General features: G+C 68.8%; 20 protein-coding genes. 12 read left to right on the forward strand and 8 right to left on the reverse strand.

Going from position 1 to position 21224, the window contains the following annotated elements; all coding sequences use genetic code 11:
- Together Q1B08_RS09165 and aroC are read right to left on the reverse strand one after the other, a co-directional pair.
- On the reverse strand, positions 1 to 569 hold a 569-nt coding region (locus Q1B08_RS09165; protein WP_299817377.1), incomplete at its 3' end, for a CAP domain-containing protein.
- Positions 570 to 690: 121 nt separating this feature from the next.
- Entirely contained in the window at positions 691 to 1794 is a 1104-nt protein-coding gene (gene aroC / locus Q1B08_RS09170) for a chorismate synthase (protein WP_299817379.1), read from the reverse strand.
- A gap of 144 nt (positions 1795 to 1938) precedes the next feature.
- Between aroC and Q1B08_RS09175 the strand changes: the two genes are divergently transcribed.
- Positions 1939 to 3270, forward strand: coding sequence for a dicarboxylate/amino acid:cation symporter (locus Q1B08_RS09175; protein ID WP_299817381.1), 1332 nt, complete (start codon positions 1939 to 1941; stop codon positions 3268 to 3270).
- Positions 3271 to 3823: 553 nt separating this feature from the next.
- Here Q1B08_RS09175 and Q1B08_RS09180 read toward each other — a convergent pair.
- Positions 3824 to 4282, reverse strand: a complete 459-nt coding sequence (locus Q1B08_RS09180; RefSeq protein ID WP_299817383.1) for a TspO/MBR family protein — start codon at positions 4280 to 4282, stop codon at positions 3824 to 3826.
- 2 nt (positions 4283 to 4284) lie between these two features.
- Entirely contained in the window at positions 4285 to 5634 is a 1350-nt protein-coding gene (locus tag Q1B08_RS09185; RefSeq protein ID WP_299817385.1) for an FAD-dependent oxidoreductase, read from the reverse strand.
- A 249-nt stretch (positions 5635 to 5883) separates the two neighbouring features.
- Here Q1B08_RS09185 and idi point away from each other — a divergent pair, with 249 nt between their 5' ends.
- The 4 genes from idi to Q1B08_RS09205 all read left to right on the forward strand — a co-directional run bounded on the left by idi (position 5884) and on the right by Q1B08_RS09205 (position 9627).
- Entirely contained in the window at positions 5884 to 6450 is a 567-nt protein-coding gene (idi, locus tag Q1B08_RS09190) for an isopentenyl-diphosphate delta-isomerase (RefSeq protein WP_299817387.1), read from the forward strand.
- Between the two features lie 13 nt (positions 6451 to 6463).
- The gene (hslV, locus tag Q1B08_RS09195; RefSeq protein WP_299817389.1) at positions 6464 to 7012 is read left to right on the forward strand and encodes an ATP-dependent protease subunit HslV; all 549 of its coding nucleotides are present in this window, start codon (positions 6464 to 6466) and stop codon (positions 7010 to 7012) included.
- A gap of 66 nt (positions 7013 to 7078) precedes the next feature.
- Positions 7079 to 8380 (forward strand): ATP-dependent protease ATPase subunit HslU, encoded by a 1302-nt coding sequence (gene hslU / locus Q1B08_RS09200; protein ID WP_299817391.1) that lies wholly within the window; start codon positions 7079 to 7081, stop codon positions 8378 to 8380.
- Positions 8377 to 9627, forward strand: coding sequence for an MFS transporter (locus Q1B08_RS09205; RefSeq protein ID WP_299817393.1), 1251 nt, complete (start codon positions 8377 to 8379; stop codon positions 9625 to 9627). The genes hslU and Q1B08_RS09205 overlap by 4 nt, the downstream gene beginning before the upstream one ends.
- On the opposite strand, the gene Q1B08_RS09210 is transcribed toward Q1B08_RS09205, so the two are convergent.
- The 3 genes from Q1B08_RS09210 to Q1B08_RS09220 are packed head-to-tail and all read right to left on the reverse strand — an operon-like array spanning position 9595 to position 11727.
- Positions 9595 to 10179: a Smr/MutS family protein gene (locus Q1B08_RS09210; RefSeq protein WP_299817395.1), complete on the reverse strand. Its 585-nt coding sequence runs from the start codon at positions 10177 to 10179 to the stop codon at positions 9595 to 9597. The genes Q1B08_RS09205 and Q1B08_RS09210 overlap by 33 nt on opposite strands.
- On the reverse strand, positions 10176 to 11066 hold the full coding sequence (locus Q1B08_RS09215) for an MltA domain-containing protein (RefSeq protein WP_299817397.1): 891 nt from the start codon (positions 11064 to 11066) through the stop codon (positions 10176 to 10178). Before Q1B08_RS09215 ends, Q1B08_RS09210 begins: the two co-directional genes overlap by 4 nt.
- A 1-nt stretch (position 11067) precedes the next feature.
- Positions 11068 to 11727, reverse strand: a complete 660-nt coding sequence (locus Q1B08_RS09220; protein WP_299817399.1) for a Tim44/TimA family putative adaptor protein — start codon at positions 11725 to 11727, stop codon at positions 11068 to 11070.
- A 101-nt stretch (positions 11728 to 11828) separates the two neighbouring features.
- Between Q1B08_RS09220 and Q1B08_RS09225 the strand changes: the two genes are divergently transcribed.
- The gene (locus tag Q1B08_RS09225) at positions 11829 to 12299 is read left to right on the forward strand and encodes an FxsA family protein (RefSeq protein ID WP_299817401.1); all 471 of its coding nucleotides are present in this window, start codon (positions 11829 to 11831) and stop codon (positions 12297 to 12299) included.
- Between the two features lie 42 nt (positions 12300 to 12341).
- Here Q1B08_RS09225 and Q1B08_RS09230 read toward each other — a convergent pair whose 3' ends face one another.
- A complete protein-coding gene (locus Q1B08_RS09230; RefSeq protein WP_299817403.1) occupies positions 12342 to 13154 on the reverse strand; it encodes an IclR family transcriptional regulator in 813 nt (270 codons plus the stop codon).
- Positions 13155 to 13276: 122 nt separating this feature from the next.
- Between Q1B08_RS09230 and Q1B08_RS09235 the strand changes: the two genes are divergently transcribed.
- From Q1B08_RS09235 to Q1B08_RS09260, 6 genes are all read left to right on the forward strand, one after another.
- Complete coding sequence (locus Q1B08_RS09235; RefSeq protein ID WP_299817405.1) at positions 13277 to 14851, forward strand: M81 family metallopeptidase; 1575 nt, start codon at positions 13277 to 13279, stop codon at positions 14849 to 14851.
- Positions 14848 to 16458 carry an ABC transporter substrate-binding protein gene (locus Q1B08_RS09240; protein ID WP_299817407.1) on the forward strand — a complete coding sequence of 537 codons (1611 nt, stop codon included), beginning with the start codon at positions 14848 to 14850 and terminating at the stop codon, positions 16456 to 16458. The genes Q1B08_RS09235 and Q1B08_RS09240 overlap by 4 nt, the downstream gene beginning before the upstream one ends.
- Positions 16459 to 16528: 70 nt before the next feature.
- On the forward strand, positions 16529 to 17470 hold the full coding sequence (locus tag Q1B08_RS09245) for an ABC transporter permease (protein ID WP_299817409.1): 942 nt from the start codon (positions 16529 to 16531) through the stop codon (positions 17468 to 17470).
- Between the two features lies 1 nt (position 17471).
- Entirely contained in the window at positions 17472 to 18359 is an 888-nt protein-coding gene (locus Q1B08_RS09250; RefSeq protein WP_299817411.1) for an ABC transporter permease, read from the forward strand.
- A gap of 1 nt (position 18360) precedes the next feature.
- A complete protein-coding gene (locus tag Q1B08_RS09255; RefSeq protein WP_299817413.1) occupies positions 18361 to 20043 on the forward strand; it encodes an ABC transporter ATP-binding protein in 1683 nt (560 codons plus the stop codon).
- Entirely contained in the window at positions 20040 to 21218 is a 1179-nt protein-coding gene (locus Q1B08_RS09260; RefSeq protein ID WP_299817415.1) for a M20 aminoacylase family protein, read from the forward strand. Before Q1B08_RS09255 ends, Q1B08_RS09260 begins: the two co-directional genes overlap by 4 nt.
- The last annotated feature ends 6 nt before the right edge of the window (positions 21219 to 21224 follow it).

The following is a 21224-nucleotide window of genomic DNA, read 5'->3' on the forward strand; positions in this document are numbered from 1 at the left end:
TCGGGTTCGGGTTCGGGTTCGGGTTCGGGTTCGGGTTCGGGTTCGGGTTCGGGTTCGGGTTCGGGTTCGGGTTCGGGAAGCGGGTCGGGATCCGGCTCGGGCGTCAAGCCAGTATCGATCTCCACGTCTGCCGTGGTGGTCGCGAAATGCTGGGTCACCATGATCGCGTCCCAGCCGGCGAATTCCCCGATCTCGACACCGATTCCGAGATAGTCGAAATCCGGGTTCAGGATGTTCGCGCGATGCGGCGCGCTGTCCATCAGTGCGGCGTGGAGCGCCGCCACATCGTCGGCGTAGCCGTCGTCGCCGCGCTCGCTCCGCCAGCCGATGTTCTCCCCCGAGGCGGAATTACCGCTGAACTCGAACCCTGCCGTTTCCATGCGCGCCTTCGACCCGTCCCCGTCCGCGCCGACATGAGAGAACGTCTGCTCCTGCAGCATCCAGGCGCTATGGTCCTCCGACGAGGCGTTGAGACGGAATTCGAGGTCGAGCGGGTCGAATCCCCGCTCGATCCGCTCCGCGTTGACGAGCGTCGTCATCAACCGTTCGAGTTCGCTTGCCGCAGACATCTATGAACAATCCCTTTGATCTCGTGCCGATCCCCGCATGCCCCGGCCGCGCCGCTCGCAGAGGATCATGACGAACACGACCTTAACCAGTCGAGCGGTCCGCGTCTGCACATAATGAGGGTCAGCCGATCCGCCCGCCGGCCTCCCCGACCTGCCCGCGGTGGAGCAGGAAATGGTCCAGCACGACGCAGGCCATCATCGCCTCCGCCACCGGAACGGCGCGGATGCCGACGCAGGGGTCGTGCCGCCCCTTGGTGACGATCGTCGTTTCCTCGCCGGTCTTCGTGATCGTGCGCCGCTCCGACAGGATCGAGGAGGTCGGCTTCACCGCGAAGCGCACCACGACGTCCTGCCCGGTACTGATCCCGCCGAGGATGCCGCCCGCGTGGTTGGAGGAATAGACCGGTCCGTCCGGCCCCATCCCGATTTCGTCGGCATTGTCGCGCCCGGTCAGGCGCGCGGCCTGCATCCCCTCGCCGATCTCGACGCCCTTGACGGCGTTGATCGACATCATCGCGGCGGCGAGGTCGGTGTCGAGCTTGCCGTAGACCGGCGCGCCGAGCCCCGCCGGCAGGCCCCGCGCCACGCATTCGATGACCGCGCCGACCGAGTTGTGATCGTCCCGGCGCAGCCAGTCGAGATGCTTGGCAAAGGCCGACGCCGCGTCCGCGTCCGGGCACCAGAAGTCGTTGCGCCCGATTTCGTCCCAGTCGAAGCGCGCCCGGTCGATGTCGAGCGGCCCCATCGCCACCATGTAGCCGGTGATCCGCACGTCCGGCAGGAGCGCGTGGAGCGCCGCCCGCGCCACGCCGCCCGCCGCGACCCGCGCGGCCGTCTCCCGCGCGCTCGACCGTCCGCCGCCGCGATAGTCGCGGATGCCGTATTTCTGCCAGTAGGTGATGTCCGCATGGCCAGGGCGGAACTTCTCCGCGATCTCCCCGTAATCCTTGGAGCGCTGATCGGTGTTGCGGATGAGAAGCTGGATCGGCGTGCCCGTCGACCGCCCCTCGAAGACGCCCGACAGGATCTCCACCGCGTCAGGCTCCTTGCGTTGCGTGGTGTGCTTCGACTGGCCGGGCTTGCGGCGGTCCAGCCAGCGCTGCAGCGCCTCTGTCTCGATGGGCACCCCCGGCGGGCAGCCGTCCACCGTGGCGCCCAGGGCAGGGCCGTGGCTTTCGCCCCAGGTGGTGACGCGGAACAGGTGTCCGAAAGAGTTCAGGGACATGAGCCCCTCCGATTTGCCCAATTCCCCCCTGACTAGGCGATTCCGGGCCGGTCCGCCATGTCGCCCGCCCGGCGCCACATCAGCCTTTGGTCAAACGTATAATTTGTGTAAACATGATGGCGTTGCGTCAACGGGAGCGCCGAGATGGCTCATGCACGTGTCAAGGGTTCGGAAAAGCTGTCCCTGACAGCCAAGATCATGATTGCGATGGGGCTCGGTATCGTCGTGGGGGTCCTCCTCGACATGCTCGACTCCCCGTTCGTCGACACGCACGTCGTCGCCGGCTTCTTCGGCATGATCGGGACGATGTTCGTCAATGCCCTGAAGATGCTGGTGGTCCCGCTGGTCTTCTTCTCGCTTCTGACCGGCGTCACCGGGATCGGCGACATCCGCATCCTGGGCAGGGTCGGAGGCAAGTCCTTCGCGCTCTACATCTTCACTACGGCCTGCGCGATCGGCATGGCCATCATCCTCGCCCTCCTGATCGGGCCGGGGTCCGGCTTCGACATGGAGGGGGTCGACACTTCCGGCGTCACCGGGGCCGAGGCGCCGTCGGTCTGGTCGACCTTTGCGGCCATCGTGCCGACCAATCCGATCCAGGCCTTCGCCTCGGGCGAGATGCTCCAGGTGATCTTCTACACCGTCATCCTCGGCATCGCCGCCCTGATGATGGGCGACGCGGCCAAGCCCTTCACCGAGGCGTGCGGTTTCATGAACGAACTGGTCATGAAGGTCGTCGGCATCGTCATGACCTTCGCGCCCTACGGGGTTTTCGCGCTGATCGCCAAGACCTTCGCCGAGCAGGGGATCGGCCTCTTCGTCCCGGTCATGGCCTATGTCGCGACGCTGGTTCTGGCGCTGTTCCTGCACCTGTTCGGGACGCTGTCGCTGCTGCTCAAGACGCTGTCGGGGTTGAACCCGATCACCTTCATGCAGAAGCTGCGCCCGGCCCAGGTCTTCGCCTTCTCCACGGCGAGTTCGAACGCCACGATCCCGGTCACCTACCGGGCCGTCACCGAACGGGTCGGCGTGGACAAGGGCGTCGCGTCCTTCTGCATCCCGTTCGGCGCGACCATCAACATGGATGGCACCGCGATCATGCAGGGCGTGGCGACGGTGTTCCTCGCCAACGTCTATGGCATCGACCTCGGCCTGACCGGCTACATTACCGTGGTCGGCATGGCGATCCTCGCCTCGATCGGGACGGCGGGCGTGCCGGGCGTGGGTCTGGTGATGCTCACGATGGTGCTGACCCAGGTCGGCCTGCCGATCGAGGGCGTGGCGATCATCCTCGGCGTGGACCGCCTGATGGACATGATCCGCACCGCGGTGAACATCACCGGCGATGCGGTGGTCACCACCATCGTCGCCCGGGGCGAGGGCAAGGTCGACCTCGGCGTCTTCGACGACCCGGAAGCGGGCGTCCTGACCGAGGACGTGACCGACATCCCGGCCCATGCGCAGCCGGCCCAATGAGCAACCGTCCTCGCCGCCCTCCGCGGCAGGGGCCACACCCTTTCCCGCCTCGGGGAGTCCGGCACAGGGCTGAGATGCGCAAGCGGACCCGCTGAACCGCCCCGGAGGACGGGCATATCCGCGTGAACGGCACGGGCATCACGGCACCGTTCCCGGCCAACCGGCCGCTCCCGATCCTGTTTTCAGGACCAGACCCTGTTTCCGCACCTGAATGTCGCGAAGAATGTCGCGCTCGACCTGTGCCCGGACCTGCGACCCGACGCCGAACAGCGGCGCGACCGCGACGCCGTGCTGGCCCGCATCGGTCTGGGCGCGATGAACGACCGCCTGCCCGGCGACCTGTCCGGCGGCCCAGCAGGGCTGCGCCGCCCTCGCGCTCCTGCGGCGCAGCCCCGACTCCTGCGCGACGAACCGTTCGGCGCGCGGCCCCGCGCGCGCCTGCGGGATGCTGACGCTCCTGCGGGACAGGGCGCGGGCAGAAGGGCTTTCGGTCCTGATGGTAACGCACGACCCGGCGGATGCTTTCCGCCGGTCCGCCGACGGCGATGCGCGACTATCCGGGCTGAGGGTTCCGGCGCAGCACCGACGCGTTCAGCGCCGCCGCGTAAATCAGCCAGGCGACATAGGGAACGACCGCGTAGCAGGCGAGCGTATCGATCCGGCTCAGGGAGGCGGCAAGTGCGACCGCGGCCAGCAGCAGGCACAGGATCACCACGAGCGCCGCCCGCATCCGGTGCAAGCCGAAGAAGACCGGGGTCCACAGCGTGTTGAGCGCGATCTGCAGCGACCAGAGCGCCATCGGCAACGCCGCCCCCTCGCGCCCTGCCACGCGCGCCGCAGCGAAGGCCAGAAGAACGTAAAGGATCGTCCAAGCCACGGGAAAGAGCCGGTCGGGCGGCGTCCAGACCGGCTTCGCGAGCCCCGCATACCAAGCGCCCGGCCGGAACAGCACGCCCGTCGCCGCAGCCGCACCGCAGGCGCCGAGGAAGACGGGGAACAGGGTCCAGTCCATCGTCACAGCGCCGCCGGCAGGGGCAGGTTCCGCACCAGCGCCTCCGCGCCGGAGATCGCCCCCGCCACGCCCCCTTCGGGTCCGGGCACCAGATGGAGGAACCCGGTCCCCGCCATGGCGGAATGCCCGCCGGCCGGCAGGCCGTGCAGGGTGCCGAACCGGCGCCGCACGTCCTCGGGCGTGAACAACATCTCCGCCGTCAGATGCCGCGCGAGGCCCGGCAGGACCTGCGCCTCGATCCGCGCCAGCAGACGGTCGCGGAGCGCCCCCGCCTCGCCGGACCATTTCGGCCCGCCGCGATGGCCCAGATGCGGAACGGGGACCAGCGCGTAGAACGTGTCCCCGCCCTCCGGCGCGGCGGAGCAATCGTCGAGCGAGGTCCGCCGCAGATGGATCAGCGGTTCGACGGGAACGCGGCCTCGCGCGACCGTCCGCAGGTTCGCCGCGATGTTAGGGCCCGCGACCATCGTGCTGGCCCCGATATCGGGCCATAGATCGGCCGTCTCGCGGGTGCCGAAATGCCAGACGAACAGGCCGAGCGCCTCCGCGGGCGCGCGGCGCGACGGGGGGACGGTGCCCACGATCACGACGTCGGCCTCCAGCCGCTCGCCCCCGGCCAGCTCGACATGCCGGGCGGAGGCCGCGACCACCTCGACGCCGGCGCGCAAGTCGCCGCCCTGCGCCTCGACCGCGTCGGCCATCGCGCGCGCGACGTCGCCCAGCCCGCCATTCGCGGCGACGAGGCCGTGGCGGGTCATCGCCGGAAAGCACAGCTCCGGATCGGCGGTCAGCGGGTTCTGACCCACCATAATCGGCGGGCAGGCCATCATCGTGCGCAGCTTCTCGTTGCTCAGATGGGTCGCGACGCGCCGCATGACGCCGCCCCGGGCACGCGAACGGAACCGCTCGAAAAGACCGCGGAACCCGCCCCAGGGCCGCGCGCGCGCCTCGTTCCAGAGCGCGTTCCACCCTTCGAGGTCGCCGGGCGAGATACGCCGAACCGCGTCTTCCATTCCCTCGGCCCGGGCCTCGACGCGGGTCCCGTCCTCCCAGTGGAACGACCAGAGCGGATCGGGCGCGACGAGGGCGAGCACGTCGGGATCGTGCCCGCATTCGAGGAACAGCCGCCGGAGCGCGTCCGGATGGCTGAGCAGCGTCGGCCCCAGATCGAAGCGATGGCCCCCGGACTCGACGGAGATCGCCCTCCCGCCCGGCGCCTCCTGCCGATCGACGACGGTGACGCGCCATCCCGCCGCCCCGAGCCGCATCGCGACGGCGAGGCCGCCGAACCCGGCACCGACGACAATGGCATGCGGACCGGATCCGTCGCTTGCTGAAAAGGGGAGCGTCATGGATGTCTTTCGAGGATCAAGGACGACACGTAGCGTTCCGGCGGCGCCACATGCAACAAGACCGATCGCCGCAACCTGCCCGGCGACACGAAGCGCCGGACATGCCGCACACGCCCCGGATGCAGCGCCCGCCCGGGCGGGCCGCTGCGGGACCGGAGCCTCATGCGGTTGACGCGGGCCGCACGGGTTTCACTTCCTCGTCCAGCCCGTCTAGACAGGCGCGGTTCATCCCGGCCGACGAGGACATGCATGCCATCCGACGACACGATGATCCCCGCCTGGGTGGACGGGACGCTCCGGCCGATGCCCAAGCTCGAGACGCACGAACGGGGGCTACCCCACAAGGCGATCTCGGTCTTCGTGCTTCGGGACGACGCGATGCTGCTGCAGCAGCGCGCGGAGGGAAAATATCATACCCCGAACCTCTGGGCGAACACCTGCTGCACCCATCCGCATTGGGAGGAATCGTCCGCGGACTGCGCCGAGCGCCGCCTCCGGGAGGAGCTTGGGATCGCCGGCCTGCCCCTCGTTCCGCGCGGCACGGTCGAATACCGCGCCGAGGTGGGCGGGGGCATGGTGGAGCACGAGGTCGTCGATCTCTTCGTGGGCCTCGCCGGCCCGGATCTGCGCATCGAGCCCGACCCGGAGGAGGTGCAGGCCCACCGCTGGATCGCCCTCGACGCGCTCGCCGCGGAGATCGCCGCCGAGCCGGAGCGCTTCACCCCTTGGCTGCGCATCTACATGGTCGAGCACCGGGACCGGATCCGTGCGGGGGGTGGCATGCCGGCCGATCCGGTCACATATGGCGACGGGTGAGCAGGAGGACGGCATGAGCGAATTTCCGGGCTGGCACGGGACCACCATCATCGGCGTCCGCAAGAACGGGCGCATCGTGATCGCGGGCGACGGACAGGTGAGCGTCGGCAACACCGTGATGAAGGGCACTGCGCGCAAGGTGCGCCGCCTGTCGCCGGGCGGCCACGACGTCGTGGCGGGCTTCGCGGGGTCCACCGCCGACGCCTTCACCCTGCTGGAGCGGCTGGAGAAAAAGCTCGAGGCGACGCCCGGTCAGCTTGCCCGGGCGAGCGTCGAGCTCGCCAAGGACTGGCGGACCGACAAGTATCTTCAGAAGCTGGAGGCGATGCTGATCGTCACCGACGGCCGGGACCTCTTCGTCATCACCGGGGCGGGCGACGTGCTCGAGCCGGAGCACGACGTCGCCGCCATCGGATCGGGCGGGAACTACGCGCTGGCCGCGGCGCGGGCGATGATCGAGACCGATCTCGACGCCGAGACGATCGCCCGCCGGGCGATGGCGATCGCCGCCGACATCTGCGTCTTCACGAACGGCAACCTGACGCTCGAGACGCTCGGCTGATCGCCCGCCCGCCCCACGTTGCGTTTGCCGGCAGGCCGCTTAGGTAGGCGCACAAGGAGACCGAGAATGACCGACCTGACCCCGCGCGAGATCGTGTCCGAGCTGGACCGCTTCATCATCGGCCAGAAGGACGCCAAGCGCGCCGTCGCCGTCGCCCTGCGCAACCGTTGGCGGCGCAAGCAGCTGGGCGACGACCTGCGCGACGAGGTCTATCCGAAGAACATCCTGATGATCGGCCCCACCGGCGTCGGTAAGACCGAGATCAGCCGCCGGCTGGCCAAGCTCGCCCGCGCGCCGTTCCTCAAGATCGAGGCGACGAAGTTCACCGAGGTCGGCTATGTCGGCCGCGACGTGGAACAGATCGTCCGCGATCTGGTGGATGCGGCACAGGTCATGATTCGCGAGCAGATGCGTGAGGACGTCAAGGAGAAGGCCCATTCCGCCGCCGAGGAGCGGGTGATCTCCGCGCTGGCCGGCGATCAGTCGCGGGAAGGCACGCGGGAGTCGTTCCGTCGCAAGCTCCGCGCGGGGGAGCTCGACGACAAGGTGATCGAGCTCGAGCTCGCCGACAATTCCAACCCGATGGGCGGCCTCGCCATCCCCGGCCAGCCGGGCAGCGACCAGATGGCCTCGCTGGGCGAGATGTTCGGCAAGGCCTTCCAGCGGACCGTCAAAAAGCGCCTGACCGTCGCGGCGAGCTACGAACTTCTGATCGACGAGGAGGCCGACAAGCTTCTGGACGCGGAGACCGTCACCCGCGAGGCGATTCGCGCGGTGGAGCAGAACGGCATCGTCTTCATCGACGAGATCGACAAGGTCTGCCGCAACGCCGATGCCCGCGGCGCCGACGTGAGCCGCGAAGGGGTGCAGCGCGACCTGCTGCCGCTGATCGAGGGCACGACCGTCTCCACCAAGCACGGCACCGTCAAGACCGACCACATCCTGTTCATCGCGTCGGGCGCGTTCCACATCGCCAAGCCCTCGGATCTCCTGCCGGAATTGCAGGGGCGCCTGCCGATCCGCGTCGAACTTCGCGCGCTGACCGAGGACGATTTCGTCCGCATCCTGACGGAGACGGACAACGCGCTGACCCGGCAATACACCGCCCTGATGGCGACGGAGCAGGTCACCGTGAGCTTCACCGACGAGGGGATCGCGGCGCTCGCCCGGATCGCCGCGCAGGTGAACGAGAGCGTCGAGAACATCGGCGCGCGGCGGCTCTACACCGTGCTCGAGCGTGTCTTCGAGGAGCTGTCCTTCGAAGCGCCCGACAAGGGCGGCACCGATGTCGTGATCGACGCCGGCTTCGTGGAAGCGCAGCTCGGCGAGCTGTCCCGGTCCGCGGACCTGTCCCGATACGTTCTTTGAGTCGAGAGGCCGGCTTCGCCCGGTTCCTGCACGACAACGCCGCTTTCCTTTCCGCAGGGGCGCTGATCGCGTTCACCTCGTCGTTCGGGCAGACGGTGTTCATCGCGATCTTCGCCGTCGAGGTGATGGGCACGTTCGGCCTGACCGACGGGACCTGGGGGCTGATCTACACCTTCGCGACCTGCGCCTCGGCGCTGGCCATGATCTTCGCCGGTGGCATCGCGGACCGGCTGCGGATCCGCCGACTCGCGACGCTCGTCTGCGGCGGTCTGGCGGGGGCCTGCCTGCTGATGGCGGCGACCAACGGCCTCGCGCTCCTCGCGCTCGCGATCTTCGCGCTGCGCTTCATGGGTCAGGGGATGATGTCGCATCTGGCCAATGTGGCGATGGCGCGATGGTTCGTTACCTCGCGCGGCAAGGCGCTCTCCATCGCCTCGCTGGGCTTCGCGCTCGGACAGGCCACGCTGCCGATCCTGTTCGTCTGGCTGTTGTCAGTCGCGGACTGGCGAATGCTCTGGGTCGGCTGCGCCGGCCTCACCCTCCTGTCCATCCCGGTCCTGCTGCGGCTGCTCCGGGCCGAGCGCACGCCGGCCGCGCTGGCCGACGCGTCGTCCTCGACCGGCATGGGCGACCGCCACTGGGTCCGCATGGAGGTGCTGCGCCATCCGCTCTTCTGGGCGATGATCCCGCTCCTGCTCGGCCCGCCGGCCTTCGGCACGGCGCTGTTCTTCCATCAGGTGCATTTCGCGATGGCCAAGGGCTGGACCCACGCGTCCTTCGTCGCGCTCCTGCCGATCTACACGATTTCTGTGGTGAGCGTGACGCTGCTCTCCGGCGCGGTGATCGACCGGATCGGGTCCGGGCGCTTGATCCAGGTCTACATGCTGCCCTTCGTCGTGGCCTTCTACCTGCTGGCGGGGGCCCAGTCGCTCTGGGCCGGGGCGGTGGCCCTCGTGATCATGGGGACCGGATCCGGAATGCAGGCGACGGTCCCCACGGCGTTCTGGGCGGAATTCTACGGAACGCGGCATATCGGATCGATCAAGGCGCTCGGCGCGTCGGTCATGGTGCTGGGCACCGCCATCGGCCCCGGCCTGACCGGCGTGGCAATCGATCGCGGCATCGACCTGCCTCACCAGGCCCTCGCTATCGCGGCGTATTTCGCCGTCGCCGGGCTGATCGCGGCCATCGCGGTGCAGCGCGCGAAGGCGGACCTACCGTCGCAGATAGACGTAGTACGCGCCTGATCCGCCATGGCGCCTGTGCGCCTCGCTGACCTGAAGCACGACCGATGCGAGCGGCGCCATGCGAAGCCATTGCGGCACCTGATGTTTCAGCACGCCCGGGCGGGTCGGGATCGGCCCGTCCACGGGGCGGGACTTGCCTTTCCCGGTCACCACAATCACCAGCCGCTTTCCAGCCGCGTGGGACATCAGGATGAAGCGCGCAAGCTCCGGATGCGCCTGGTCCAGCGTCATGCCATGCAGGTCGAGCTTGCCCTCGGGGCGCAGCTTGCCGGTTATCATGCGCTTGTGCGCCTTCGCGTCCATCCGGATCGGCGCAGCGCGGATCTCCTCGGAGATGGACGGGGCAAGCGCATGAGCGCCCGTCCGCGCCGTCGCACGCTCGCCCAGCCGGAACGGCGAAAGCTCCTCCGGCCCGGCCCCGCCGGTGGTCCGGTCCTGCCCCGACGGCATCGTCTCCGCGGGGCCGTGCCGCGGCTGGGGCAGCGCCTCGGCGGTGCGGGTGTAGCGGGACCAGATGTCCCGGTCCTCGGGTGTCAGCCTGCGCCGCCTCATCGCGGCAGGAGCGGGGTGAACCGTCCCGGATGGTTGAGCCGCCCCGCCGCGCGGCCTGCCGCGTCGCCCGTTCCGAAGAACAGGTCCGCGCGGCCCGGGCCCCGGATCGCCGCGCCCGTATCCTGCGCGACACAGAGACGCGCGATCCCCTGCGTTTCGACCCAGACCGGCGTGCCGAGCGGCAACTGCTCGGGATCGACCGCCAGCGAGCGGCCGCCGCTCAACGGGCAGAGCGTCCCCATCGGTCCCGCGCCGGGCGGCAAGTCGAGCGCGTCGAACATGACGTAGCTCGGGTTTTCCGCCATCACGGCACGACCCCGTTCGGGATCGGCCCTGAGCCAGGCCTTCAGCGCCTCGGCGTCGATATCCGCATCGAACACGCCACGCTCCACCAGAAGCTTGCCGATCGAGCGATAGGGATGACCGTTCCGACCCGCGAAGCCGACCCTCAGCGTTTCGCCGTCTTCGAACTGGATGCGCCCCGACCCCTGCACCTGCAGAAAGAAGCGATCCACCTCGTCGCGCAGCCACGCGATCTCGTGGCCCGCCAGCAGCGGCTCGATCTCCGCCCGGGGGGCTGTGACGGGGCCGGACGGCATGGCATGGATCGGCACGGAAAAGGCGTCGCTGGGCGCACGGGCGCCGGAAAGCTCGGGCTCGTAATAGCCGGTGAAACGGCCCGGTATCGTTGACCCCGGTCGAAAGAGCGCCTCGAAAAGGGCCTTCGCGTCGGAGGCGGCCCGGGCGATCTCCGACAAAGGGCCGGGCGGGTTCTGCCGATACGCGTCGAGCGCGGCGGCGAGGTCGTCCTGCGTCCATCCCGGCAGATCCGCAAAACAAGGCCGCCCCGTTTCAGGGGCGGCATGCGGTGCTTCCAAAGGGGCCATCTCAGCCCCCGGTTGCGACGAGCTTCCAGTTCGGATCGCCGGTGCCCATCATGCGCGCGAAGGTCCAGACGTCGCGATTCTTCTTGATCTCGTTCGGATCGCCCTCGACGATCTTGCCCTCCGCGTCGCGCACAACGCTCGTCATCTCGCCGACGAAGCGCAACGTGATCTCCGCCTCCGACGTGGTCGGATCGAACTCCGCATCGGTCAGCACGGTTTCCCGTACGCCGACGAAGTTCGCATGGACCTTCAGCCCCCGATCCTCCCGGTCTGAAATGACCGACAGGAACGCGTCGTAGACGTCTTCGGCCAGGAAATCCTGCACCGGCGAAAGATCGCCGTTCTCGAAGGCCATCAGGATCATCTCGTAGGCCTGCCGGGCGCCTCCGACGAACTCGTCCACGCTGAACCCCGGCTCGGCCTGCTTCATCGCGGCAAGCGCCTTCGCGCTTTCGCTGCCGTCGGGCACATGGTCGATGATGTCGCGGTCCGGCCCGCCCTCGATCACCTCGAAGTCGCGGCGCACGGCGTCCGAGCGCGGATTGTCCACCGCCGGCGGCTTCTCGAACCCGGTTCGCGTGCCGAGCACGTTCTTCAGCCGGATCACGAGGAACAGGGCGATCGCGGCGAGGACAAGAAGCTGTATCACGGGATGGTTCATCCTTCTCTCCGGGCGCTTGGGCTTGGTATCCCGAACCCCGCACATAAGTAAGACAGCAAGGGGATCAAGGGAAGCGATCCCGACCGAAGGAGGCCCATGCCATGTGGTTGTTCGCGATCTTCGTCGCCGTTCCGATCATCGAGATCGCGCTTTTCATCCAAGTGGGCGGTCTGATCGGGCTGTTTCCGACGCTCGCCATCGTCGTCGTCACGGCGGCGCTCGGCACCTATCTGGTGCGCAAGCAGGGACTGGCGGAGCTGCGCCGCATCCAGCAATCGCTGGATCGGCTGAGCAATCCGACACGGCCACTCGCACACGGCGCGATGATCCTCGCCTCGGGACTTCTGTTGCTGACGCCCGGCTTCTTCACCGACGCGGTGGGGTTCGCCCTTCTCGTGCCGGGCGTGCGGGACGCGGTGATGCACCACGTCCGCAAGCGGATCGAGGTCAAGGCCTTTACCGTCGGCGGACAACCGATGCGGGAGCCGCCGCCCGCCCGGGACGACGTGGTCGAGGGGGATTACGTGGAAGTGCCCCGGCACGAAGGCCCCTCCGGCTGGCGGCGCGACTGATCCGGCCCGACGCCACCGTTCCGGCGAAGGCATGACCCTGCGTCAGAGGCTTGCCGTGATCGCGCGGGCGGCTTCGGTGGCGAAGGGGGCGACCGCGCCCGCGAAGCTTTCGGGCGTCCATTCCGAGAGCGATCCCGCCACGTGGATCGCGCCGAGCGGAACGCCGTCGCCCTGCGTCACGGCAACGCCGATGGCGACCTCGCCCTGCACGAACTCGTCGGTGATGATCGCGTAGCCGTCCCGGCGGGCCCGGTCGATCCGCCGCAGGATCTCGTCGATCTCCGTGACCGTCCGCGGCGTGTAGGGCTGGATCGGCGTCCGATCGAGAATGTCGCGCACCCGGGCCTCCGGCAGGGCCGACAGCACGGCCCGGCCGCCGGCGGTGCAGAAGGTCGGAACGCTGTGGCCGACCAGCGTCGCGTAGAACGTCTCCCGCTTGCTCTGCATCCGAAGCGCGTAGATCAGCCGCGTCTCGTCGAAGAGCGAAAGGTCGACGCGCTCGCGCACGGTTTTGCGCAGCTCGAGCAGGACGGGCGTCGCCTTCTGCACCGTCGGGTCGAGGCGCAGGACGTCGAGCGTGTTGTCGAGGACGCGCAGCCCCGGCAGATATCCGCGCCCGTTCGGCCCGCGTCGCAGGTAGCCGAGCTTCAGGAGCGTATGGACGAGCCGCTGGGCCGCCGAACGGTCGAGCTCGGCGCGCTGCGCGATCTCGGTCAGCGTGAGCGGACCGGCCGCCTGATGGAATGCGCCGAGAAGCTGGATCGTGCGCGCCGCGGCCCGCACGAACAGCGCATCGACGCCCCCGGCCTCTGATTCAGGCACGGTCGGCGCTTCGGCGCGAAGAATACCTGTCACGACCTCTCCACCCTATTGACGGACCGAGCTTTGCCTATCTACGCTCGTCTAGCAATAAGAGTTATCGCACAGCGATACTTATGACCGCGACGGTGTCGGAGCGGCAACGGGGAGAAAGCAGCATGCGGGTCGCGCTCGCCGGCTTCTTGCACGAGACGAACACCTTCGCGCCCGTCGTCGCCGGCCTTCGAACGTTCGAGACGGGCGGGGGTTACATCCCGTTGAGCCGCGGCGCCGAACTGCCCGAGCGCGCGGCGGGGGTGAACCTTGGCATCGCCGGTGCGCTGGCGGTCGCGCGGGAGCGAGGCTGGGACATCGTCCCGGTGCTCTGGGCCGGTGCGATCCCCTCGGCGGCGGTCACGCGGGACGCGTTCGAAACCATCGCCGGGGAGATCGTCGCGGGTATCCTCCAGGCCGGCACGCTCGACGGCGTGTTCCTCGACCTGCACGGCGCGATGGTGGCCGAGCATCTCGACGACGGCGAGGGCGAGATCGCGCGCCGGATGCGCGCGGCCGTCGGCCCCGACGTGCCCATCGTGGCGGCCCTGGACCTCCACGGGAACGTGTCCGGGGAGCTCGTGACGACCGTCGACGCGCTGCTCGGATTCCGCACCTATCCGCATGTGGACATGGCCGAGACCGGGCGCCGCGCCGCCGAACTCCTTCACGCGATCATGGCACGGGGCGTGCCGCTTGCCCGGGCGTTCCGGCAGATGTCCTACCTCGTGCCGATCCCGTTCCAGACGACGGACACGGCACCGGCGGACGCGCTTTATGCCGAACTGGCCGCCATCGAAGGCGAGGGGCGGGGCGTGCGGGCCGCATCGCTGTTTCTCGGATTTCCGGCGGCCGACATTCCCGATTGCGGGCCTTCGGCTGTGGTCTACGCCGATACGCAGGCGGCGGCGGATGCCGCGGCGGACCGGATCGCCGCGTCCTACGCCGCGGCGGAGGACCGGTTCGACGGGGACGCCTACGAGGCAGGCGAGGCCGTCGCCCGCGCGATGGAGATCGCGGCCGCGTCCGGCGGCCCCGTGATCCTCGCGGACACGCAGGACAATCCGGGCGCGGGCGGCGTCTCCGCCACGACCGGCCTGCTGCGCGCGTTGATCGCGGCGCGGGCGACGAAGGCCGCGATCGGCCTGATCGTCGATCCCGATACCGCCCGAAAGGCCCATGCCGCCGGAACGGGCGCGCGGGCGCGGTTCCGCATCGGCGGACATCCCGCCGTGCCCGGCGACGCGCCGGTCGAGACCGAAGCCGTTGTGGAGACCCTGTCGGACGGCAAGCTCCGCGCGACGGGGCCTTATTACGGCGGCACGGCGCTCGACCTCGGGCCCTCGGCCTGTCTGCGGATCGGCGGGGTGCGTGTCGTGGTCACGAGCCGGATCGCCCAGATGGCCGACCGGGAGATGTTCCGTTTCGTGGGCATCGCACCCGAGGATCAGGCGATCCTCGCGGTCAAGAGCTCGACCCATTTCCGGGCCGACTTCGCCCCCGTCGCGACCCGTATCCTCGTCGCCGTGGCGCCCGGTCCCATGCCCCTCGACCCGGCCGCCCTGCCGTTCACGCGGCTGCGGCCGGACCTCCGGCTTTCCCCGAACGGACCGACCCTCGGGGGGATACGCGCGCGCCGTGTGCCCCGGCGCCGTGCCAATACCGACAACGTGAGATCCAACAGGGAGAAACGTCCATGACATTCGCAAGGTTCACGCGCCCGGGACTGCACAGGCTCGCCGCGACATTGCTGGCGGGGGGCGCGACGCTGCTTCCGGCCGTCGCGCCGGCGCAGGAGGACGAGACGACCCTCACGGCCGTGATGCATTCGGGTCTGCGCGTGCTCGACCCGATCATCACGACCGCCCACATCACGCGCAACCACGGCTACATGGTCTACGACGTCCTGACCGCCATGGACGAGAACTTCGCGCCGCAGCCGCAGATGGCCGACTGGGAGGTGTCGGACGACGGGTTGACCTATACCTTCACGTTGCGCGACGGACTCACCTTCCACGACGGCGCGCCCGTGACCGGCGCCGACGTGATCGCCTCGCTGAACCGCTGGGGCGCGCGGGATTCGGGCGGGCAATTCATCTTCGACGTGACCGAAAGCCTGGAGGCGCCGGACGACGGCAGCGTCGTCTGGACCCTGAGCGAGCCGTTTCCACCGCTGCTCGAGGTCATCTCGAAGCAATCGGCCGTTCCGCCCTTCATCATGCCCGCGCGCGTCGCGGAAACCTCGCCCGACGAGACGATCACCGAATATGTCGGGTCCGGCCCGTTCGTGTTCAACGAAAGCGAGTATGAGCCCGGCGTCTCGGTGACCTACGAGAAATTCGACGACTACATCCCGCGGGAGGAGGAGCCCTCCTGGATGGCCGGCGGCAAGGTCGTCAACGTCGATCGCGTCGTCTGGACGTCGATGCCGGACAACCTGACCGCGATGAACGCGCTGGCCGCAGGCGAGATCGACTACATCGAACAGATCCAGATCGACCTCATGCCCATCCTCGAAAGCGCGCCCGGCGTGGTCGTCGAGATGCGCGACCCGTTGGGCTACGTCACGATCGGCCGGCCGAACTTCCTGCACCCCCCGTTCGACGACAAGCTCGTCCGGCAGGCCGCGCTTGCCGCACTGGGTCAGGAGCAGATGCTGGCGACGATGCAGGGCGACCCGGAATACTACAACGTCTGCGGCTCGATCTTCGGATGCGCCACGCCGCTCGCCGACGAGACGGGCGCCGAGATCGTCACCGGCGGGCCCGATCCGGAACGGTCGAAGGCGCTGCTGGAGGAGGCGGGCTACGACGGCACGCCCATCGTTCTGATGGCGCCGACCGACGTCGTCAGCCTCGTCAACCAGCCGGTCGTGGCGGCGCAGGCGCTGCGCGAAGGCGGCTTCGAGGTCGACATGCAGTCGATGGACTGGCAATCGGTCGTGCAGCGGCGCGCCCAGCAGGCCCCCGTGGGTGAGGGCGGCTGGAACATGTTCTTCACGAACTGGATGGTGCCGGAGATCTCGGATCCCCTCATCAACGTGATGGTCAACGGACGCGGCGACGACGGCTGGTTCGGCTGGCCGACCGATCCCGAGATCGAGGAGATGCGTGCGGCCTTCGTCGCGGCCGGATCGCCCGAGGAGCAGAAGGAGATCGCCGTCCGTATCCAGGAACACGTGATGGACAACGTCAACTACATCATGATGGGCGAGTACCTGATCCCGCAGGCCCGCCGCGAAACGGTCCAGAACATGATCCAGTCGCCCGTGCCGGTGTTCTGGAACCTGACCAAGGAAGCGGAGTGATCCGCCGCCGGGTCCGCGCGCCGTCGCGGACCCGGCACCTCCCCGACAAGTTCCGCAGGAGCGGTTGTCCATGATCGCCTACATTCTGAAGCGGCTGCTCGCCACGATCCCGGTCCTGCTGATCGTCGCGATCTTCGTCTTCCTGCTGCTGCGGCTCACCCCCGGCGATCCCGCGGCGATCCTGGCCGGCGACGCCGCGACGCCGGCGCAGCTCGAGCGCATCCGCGACCGGCTGGGGCTGAACGACCCGCTCCATGTCCAGTTCTTCACCTGGTTCGGCCAGATGCTGCAGGGCGATCTCGGCACGTCGCTGATCTCGAACACCGATGTGGTGGACATGGTCGCCGCCCGCCTTGGCCCCACCATCAACATCGCGTTGATGACCATCGTGATCTCGGTCCTGCTCGCGGTGCCGATGGGCGTTATCGCCGCGTGGCGCCACCGGACCTGGATCGACGTCGCGGTGATGAGCTTCTCCGTGCTCGGCTTTTCCGTGCCGGTCTTCGTGATCGGCTACATCCTCATCCAGATCTTCGCGATCGAGCTCCGATGGGTCCCGGTGCAGGGCTACGCCGCGCCCACCGACGGCGTCGGCGCGTTCTTCAGCCGCGCCATCCTGCCGTCGCTGACGCTGGCTACGATCTACATCGCGCTGATCGCGCGCATGACCCGCGCCTCCATGCTCGAGGTTCTGGGCGAGGATTACGTGCGCACCGCCCGCGCCAAGGGCGTGCGCGAGAACGTGGTCCTGTTCCGGCACGCGCTCCGCAACGCCGCGGTGCCGATCCTGACCATCATCGGCACGGGCTTCGCGCTCCTGATCTCCGGCGTGGTCGTCACCGAGAGCGTGTTCAACATCCCCGGCATCGGTCGGCTGACCGTCGATGCGATCCTGGCGCGCGACTACCCGGTCATCCAGGCGATGATCCTGCTGACGGCGGGCATCTACGTGATGGTGAACCTCGTCGTCGACGTCTCCTATTCCTTCTTCGACCCACGGATCCGGTACTGACATGACAGAACTCCCCGGCTCCCGGCATAGCGCGTTCCAGGTCCTCTCCGGGATGCTTTCGCTGCCCGCGGGCGCGCGGGTCGGCATCGGGCCGGGCCTCGCCGCGCTCGTGCTCGTGGCCATCGTGGTCGCGTCGATCTGCGCACCGCTCTACGTGCCCCACGATCCGCTGGCGATGGACGCGATGGCCCGTCTGCGGCCGCCGTCGTCGGAGCATCTCCTCGGCACCGACCCCTACGGGCGCGACATCTTCAGCCGCGTGATGACGGGCGGACGGGTATCGCTCCTGATCGGCGTCGGGGCGGCGATCGTGTCCGTGACGGTTGGTCTCGCCATCGGCCTCGTCGCGGGCTTCTTCCGGACCGTGGACGGGATCGTCATGCGGATCATGGACAGCCTGATGGCGATCCCCGCGATCCTTCTGGCCATCGCGCTGGTGGCGCTGAACGGGCCGTCGCTCGGCTCGGTCATCATCGCCATCACGGTCCCCGAGGTGCCGCGCGTCGTCCGCCTCGTCCGGTCGGTCGTCCTTTCGGCGCGCGAGGAACCCTACGTGGAGGCCGCCATCGCGCTCGGCTCGTCCATGCCCAAGATCCTGTTGCAGCACCTGATGCCCAACACGCTGGCGCCCCTCATCGTGCAGGGGACCTATATCTGCGCCTCGGCGATCCTGATCGAGGCGATCCTGTCCTTTCTCGGCGCGGGCGTGTCCACCGAGATTCCGACCTGGGGGAACATCATGGCCGAGGGGCGCAGCTATTTCCAGATCAAGCCGGGGCTGATCTTCTGGCCGGGACTGCTCCTGTCGCTGTGCATCCTGTGCATCAATCTCCTCGGCGATACCGCGCGCGATCTTCTCGATCCCCGCATGAAGAAGCGCGAGGGCTGAGATGAAGTTCAAGTCGCGCGACCTGTCCGCCGCCAGACGCATCCTCAAGATCCGCGACCTGCGGGTCGGCCTGTCCGGACGGCCGGACGCCGAGCCGGTGCTCGACGGGATCGACCTCGACATCCATGCGGGCGAGACCCATTGCCTCGTGGGCGAGAGCGGATCGGGAAAGTCCGTCACCTCGCTCGCCACGATGGGGCTTCTGCCCAAGGACGCGCTCGAGGTGCAGGGCGGGCAGATCGACCTCGAAGGTTTCGAGATCACCAGCGCCACGCCGCAGCAGATGCGCCGCCTCCGCGCCCAGCGGATCGCGATGATCTTCCAGGAGCCGATGACGGCGCTGAACCCCGTGCTGCGGGTGGGAGAACAGATCGAGGAGGTGCTCGCCATGCACACCGATCTGTCTCAATCCGACGCGAAGGCGCGCACGCTCGACATCATGGAACAGGTCCACCTGCCGGACGTGGACCGGATCTACGCGGCCTTTCCGCATCAATTGTCGGGCGGGCAGCGGCAGCGGATCATGATCGCCATGGCGCTGGTGCTCGACCCCGACCTCCTGATCGCGGACGAGCCGACCACCGCGCTCGACGTCACCACGCAACTCCAGATCCTGAAGCTCATCGAGGAGATGCAGGAGCGTCACGGCACGGCCGTCCTGTTCATCACCCACGACATGGGCGTCGTCGCCGAGATCGCCGATACCGTGAGCGTGATGCAGAAGGGGCGGATCGTCGAACGCGCGCCGATCCGGACGCTGCTCACCGCACCGAAGGAGGAATACACCCGCAAGCTCCTGACCGCGGTGCCGAACCTCGCCCCCCGCGCCGGGCGCGCCGCGCCGGACGCGGCGGCGGTGCTCCGCGTCGAGGGGCTGGAGATGACCTATGGCGGGGGCTGGTTCCGAACGGCCGGGGGCGTGCGGGCCGCGCAGGACGTGACCTTCGACATCGCCCCCGGCCGCACGCTCGGCATCGTCGGCGAAAGCGGCTCGGGCAAGTCCACCGTGGCCCGCTGCATCATGCGGCTGATCGATCCGACAGGCGGCGAGGTGGTCGTGGCCGGAACGGAGATCGCGCAAATGTCGCGGCGCCAGCTCGGGCCGCATCGCAAGCACTTCCAGATCGTCTTCCAGGATCCGTATCGATCCCTCAATCCGCGCTGGACCGTGGCGCGCTCGCTTTGCGAGGGGCCGATCAATTTCGGCACCCCCAAGGCCGAGGCGATGGCGCGCGCGGCCGAGTTGCTGGAACTCGTGGAATTGCCGCGCGACGCGATGACGCGCTATCCGCACCAGTTCTCGGGCGGGCAGCGCCAGCGCATCGCCATCGCCCGCGCCGTGGCCATGCAGCCCGACCTCCTCGTCGCGGACGAGGCCGTCTCGGCGCTCGACGTCAGCGTGCAGGCGCAGGTGCTCGGCCTTCTGGAGGATGTACAGAAGAGGTTCGGCATCGCCATGCTCTTCATCACGCACGACCTGCGCGTCGCGGCGCAGATCTGCGACGACGTCGTCGTGATGCAGAAGGGCCGGGTCGTCGAGCAGGGCGCGGCGACGGACGTCCTGACGAACCCGAGGCATTCCTACACCCGGAGCCTGATCGAGGCGGCGCCCGGCCGGAACTGGGACTTCGCGAATTTCCGCGCCCTCGGGGGCGCACAAGCAGAACAGGGAACCACCGCATGAGCCTCGTCTCGCAGATCGAAGCCTTCACCGAAGACCTCACCGCGATCCGGCAGGATTTCCACGCCCACCCGGAGCTGGGCTTCGAGGAGCGCCGCACCGCCGGCATCGTCGCCGCGAAGCTGCGCGAGTTCGGCGTCGACGAGGTGCACGAGGGAATCGGCGGCACCGGCGTCATCGGCCTCGTCCGGGGGGCGGGCGGCGGCAACCGTCGCGTCGGGCTGCGCGCCGACATGGACGCCCTGCCGATCCAGGAGGTGTCCGGCGTGCCCTACAGCTCGACCAATCCCGGACGGATGCATGCCTGCGGCCACGACGGACACACGACGATGCTTCTGGGCGCGGCGCGCTATCTGGCGGAGACGCGGAACTTCGACGGCACCGTCGTGCTGATCTTCCAGCCCGCGGAGGAAGGTCTGGGCGGCGCGCGCCGGATGCTGGCCGAGGGCCTTTTCGAACGGTTCCCCTGCGACGAGATCTACGGGATGCACAACGATCCGGGCGCCGATCCGGGCGTGGTCACGGTGACGCCGGGACCGGCGATGGCCGGCGCCGCCTTCTTCGACATCGTCGTGAAGGGCTGCGGCAGCCACGCCGCCATGCCGCACCAGTCCAAGGATCCCATCGTGATCGGCACCGCGCTGGTGCAGCAATTGCAAAGCGTGGTCAGCCGCAACACGCCGCCGACGAAGCCGGTCGTGCTGTCGGTGACGACGTTCAACGCGGGATCCGCCTACAACGTCGTGCCCGGGAGCGCGACGATCACGGGCACGATCCGCTACTTCCACGACGACGTGATCGCGATCGCCGAGACGCGCATGCGCGAGCTCTGCGCGGGTCTGGCCCAGGCCTACGGTGTCGAGATCACGGTGGAGCTGCGCAACGTCTTCGACGTGCTCCTGAACGACGCCGACCTGTCGGACGCCTATGTCGCCGCCGCCGCGGACGTGGTCGGAGACGGCGCACGGATCAGCGATAGCCAGATGACCGGGTCGGAGGACTTCGCCGACATGCTCAAGGTCGTGCCGGGCGCCTATTGCCGGGTGGGGCATGCCGGCTCGGTGCCGCTGCACAATCCGGCCTTCGTGCTCGACGACGCGATCCTTCCGGTGGGCGCCGCCGTCTATGCGCGCATCGTGGAGACGCGCCTGCCCGCCGGCGGCCCCGCCGCGAGCTGACCCTAC

The sequence above is a fragment of the uncultured Jannaschia sp. genome, assembly GCF_947494025.1.
GTDB lineage: Bacteria > Pseudomonadota > Alphaproteobacteria > Rhodobacterales > Rhodobacteraceae > Jannaschia.

Coding starts and splice junctions, on each gene's coding strand:
- Q1B08_RS09260 (WP_299817415.1), top strand. CDS start 20,040: ATGAGCCTCGTCTCGCAGATCGAAGCCTTCACCGAAGACCTCACCGCG.
- hslV (WP_299817389.1), top strand. CDS start 6,464: ATGAGCGAATTTCCGGGCTGGCACGGGACCACCATCATCGGCGTCCGC.
- idi (WP_299817387.1), top strand. CDS start 5,884: ATGCCATCCGACGACACGATGATCCCCGCCTGGGTGGACGGGACGCTC.
- Q1B08_RS09245 (WP_299817409.1), top strand. CDS start 16,529: ATGATCGCCTACATTCTGAAGCGGCTGCTCGCCACGATCCCGGTCCTG.
- Q1B08_RS09240 (WP_299817407.1), top strand. CDS start 14,848: ATGACATTCGCAAGGTTCACGCGCCCGGGACTGCACAGGCTCGCCGCG.
- aroC (WP_299817379.1), bottom strand. CDS start 1,794: ATGTCCCTGAACTCTTTCGGACACCTGTTCCGCGTCACCACCTGGGGC.
- Q1B08_RS09210 (WP_299817395.1), bottom strand. CDS start 10,179: ATGAGGCGGCGCAGGCTGACACCCGAGGACCGGGACATCTGGTCCCGC.
- Q1B08_RS09175 (WP_299817381.1), top strand. CDS start 1,939: ATGGCTCATGCACGTGTCAAGGGTTCGGAAAAGCTGTCCCTGACAGCC.
- Q1B08_RS09220 (WP_299817399.1), bottom strand. CDS start 11,727: ATGAACCATCCCGTGATACAGCTTCTTGTCCTCGCCGCGATCGCCCTG.
- Q1B08_RS09250 (WP_299817411.1), top strand. CDS start 17,472: ATGACAGAACTCCCCGGCTCCCGGCATAGCGCGTTCCAGGTCCTCTCC.
- Q1B08_RS09235 (WP_299817405.1), top strand. CDS start 13,277: ATGCGGGTCGCGCTCGCCGGCTTCTTGCACGAGACGAACACCTTCGCG.
- hslU (WP_299817391.1), top strand. CDS start 7,079: ATGACCGACCTGACCCCGCGCGAGATCGTGTCCGAGCTGGACCGCTTC.
- Q1B08_RS09185 (WP_299817385.1), bottom strand. CDS start 5,634: ATGACGCTCCCCTTTTCAGCAAGCGACGGATCCGGTCCGCATGCCATT.
- Q1B08_RS09225 (WP_299817401.1), top strand. CDS start 11,829: ATGTGGTTGTTCGCGATCTTCGTCGCCGTTCCGATCATCGAGATCGCG.
- Q1B08_RS09255 (WP_299817413.1), top strand. CDS start 18,361: ATGAAGTTCAAGTCGCGCGACCTGTCCGCCGCCAGACGCATCCTCAAG.
- Q1B08_RS09215 (WP_299817397.1), bottom strand. CDS start 11,066: ATGGCCCCTTTGGAAGCACCGCATGCCGCCCCTGAAACGGGGCGGCCT.
- Q1B08_RS09180 (WP_299817383.1), bottom strand. CDS start 4,282: ATGGACTGGACCCTGTTCCCCGTCTTCCTCGGCGCCTGCGGTGCGGCT.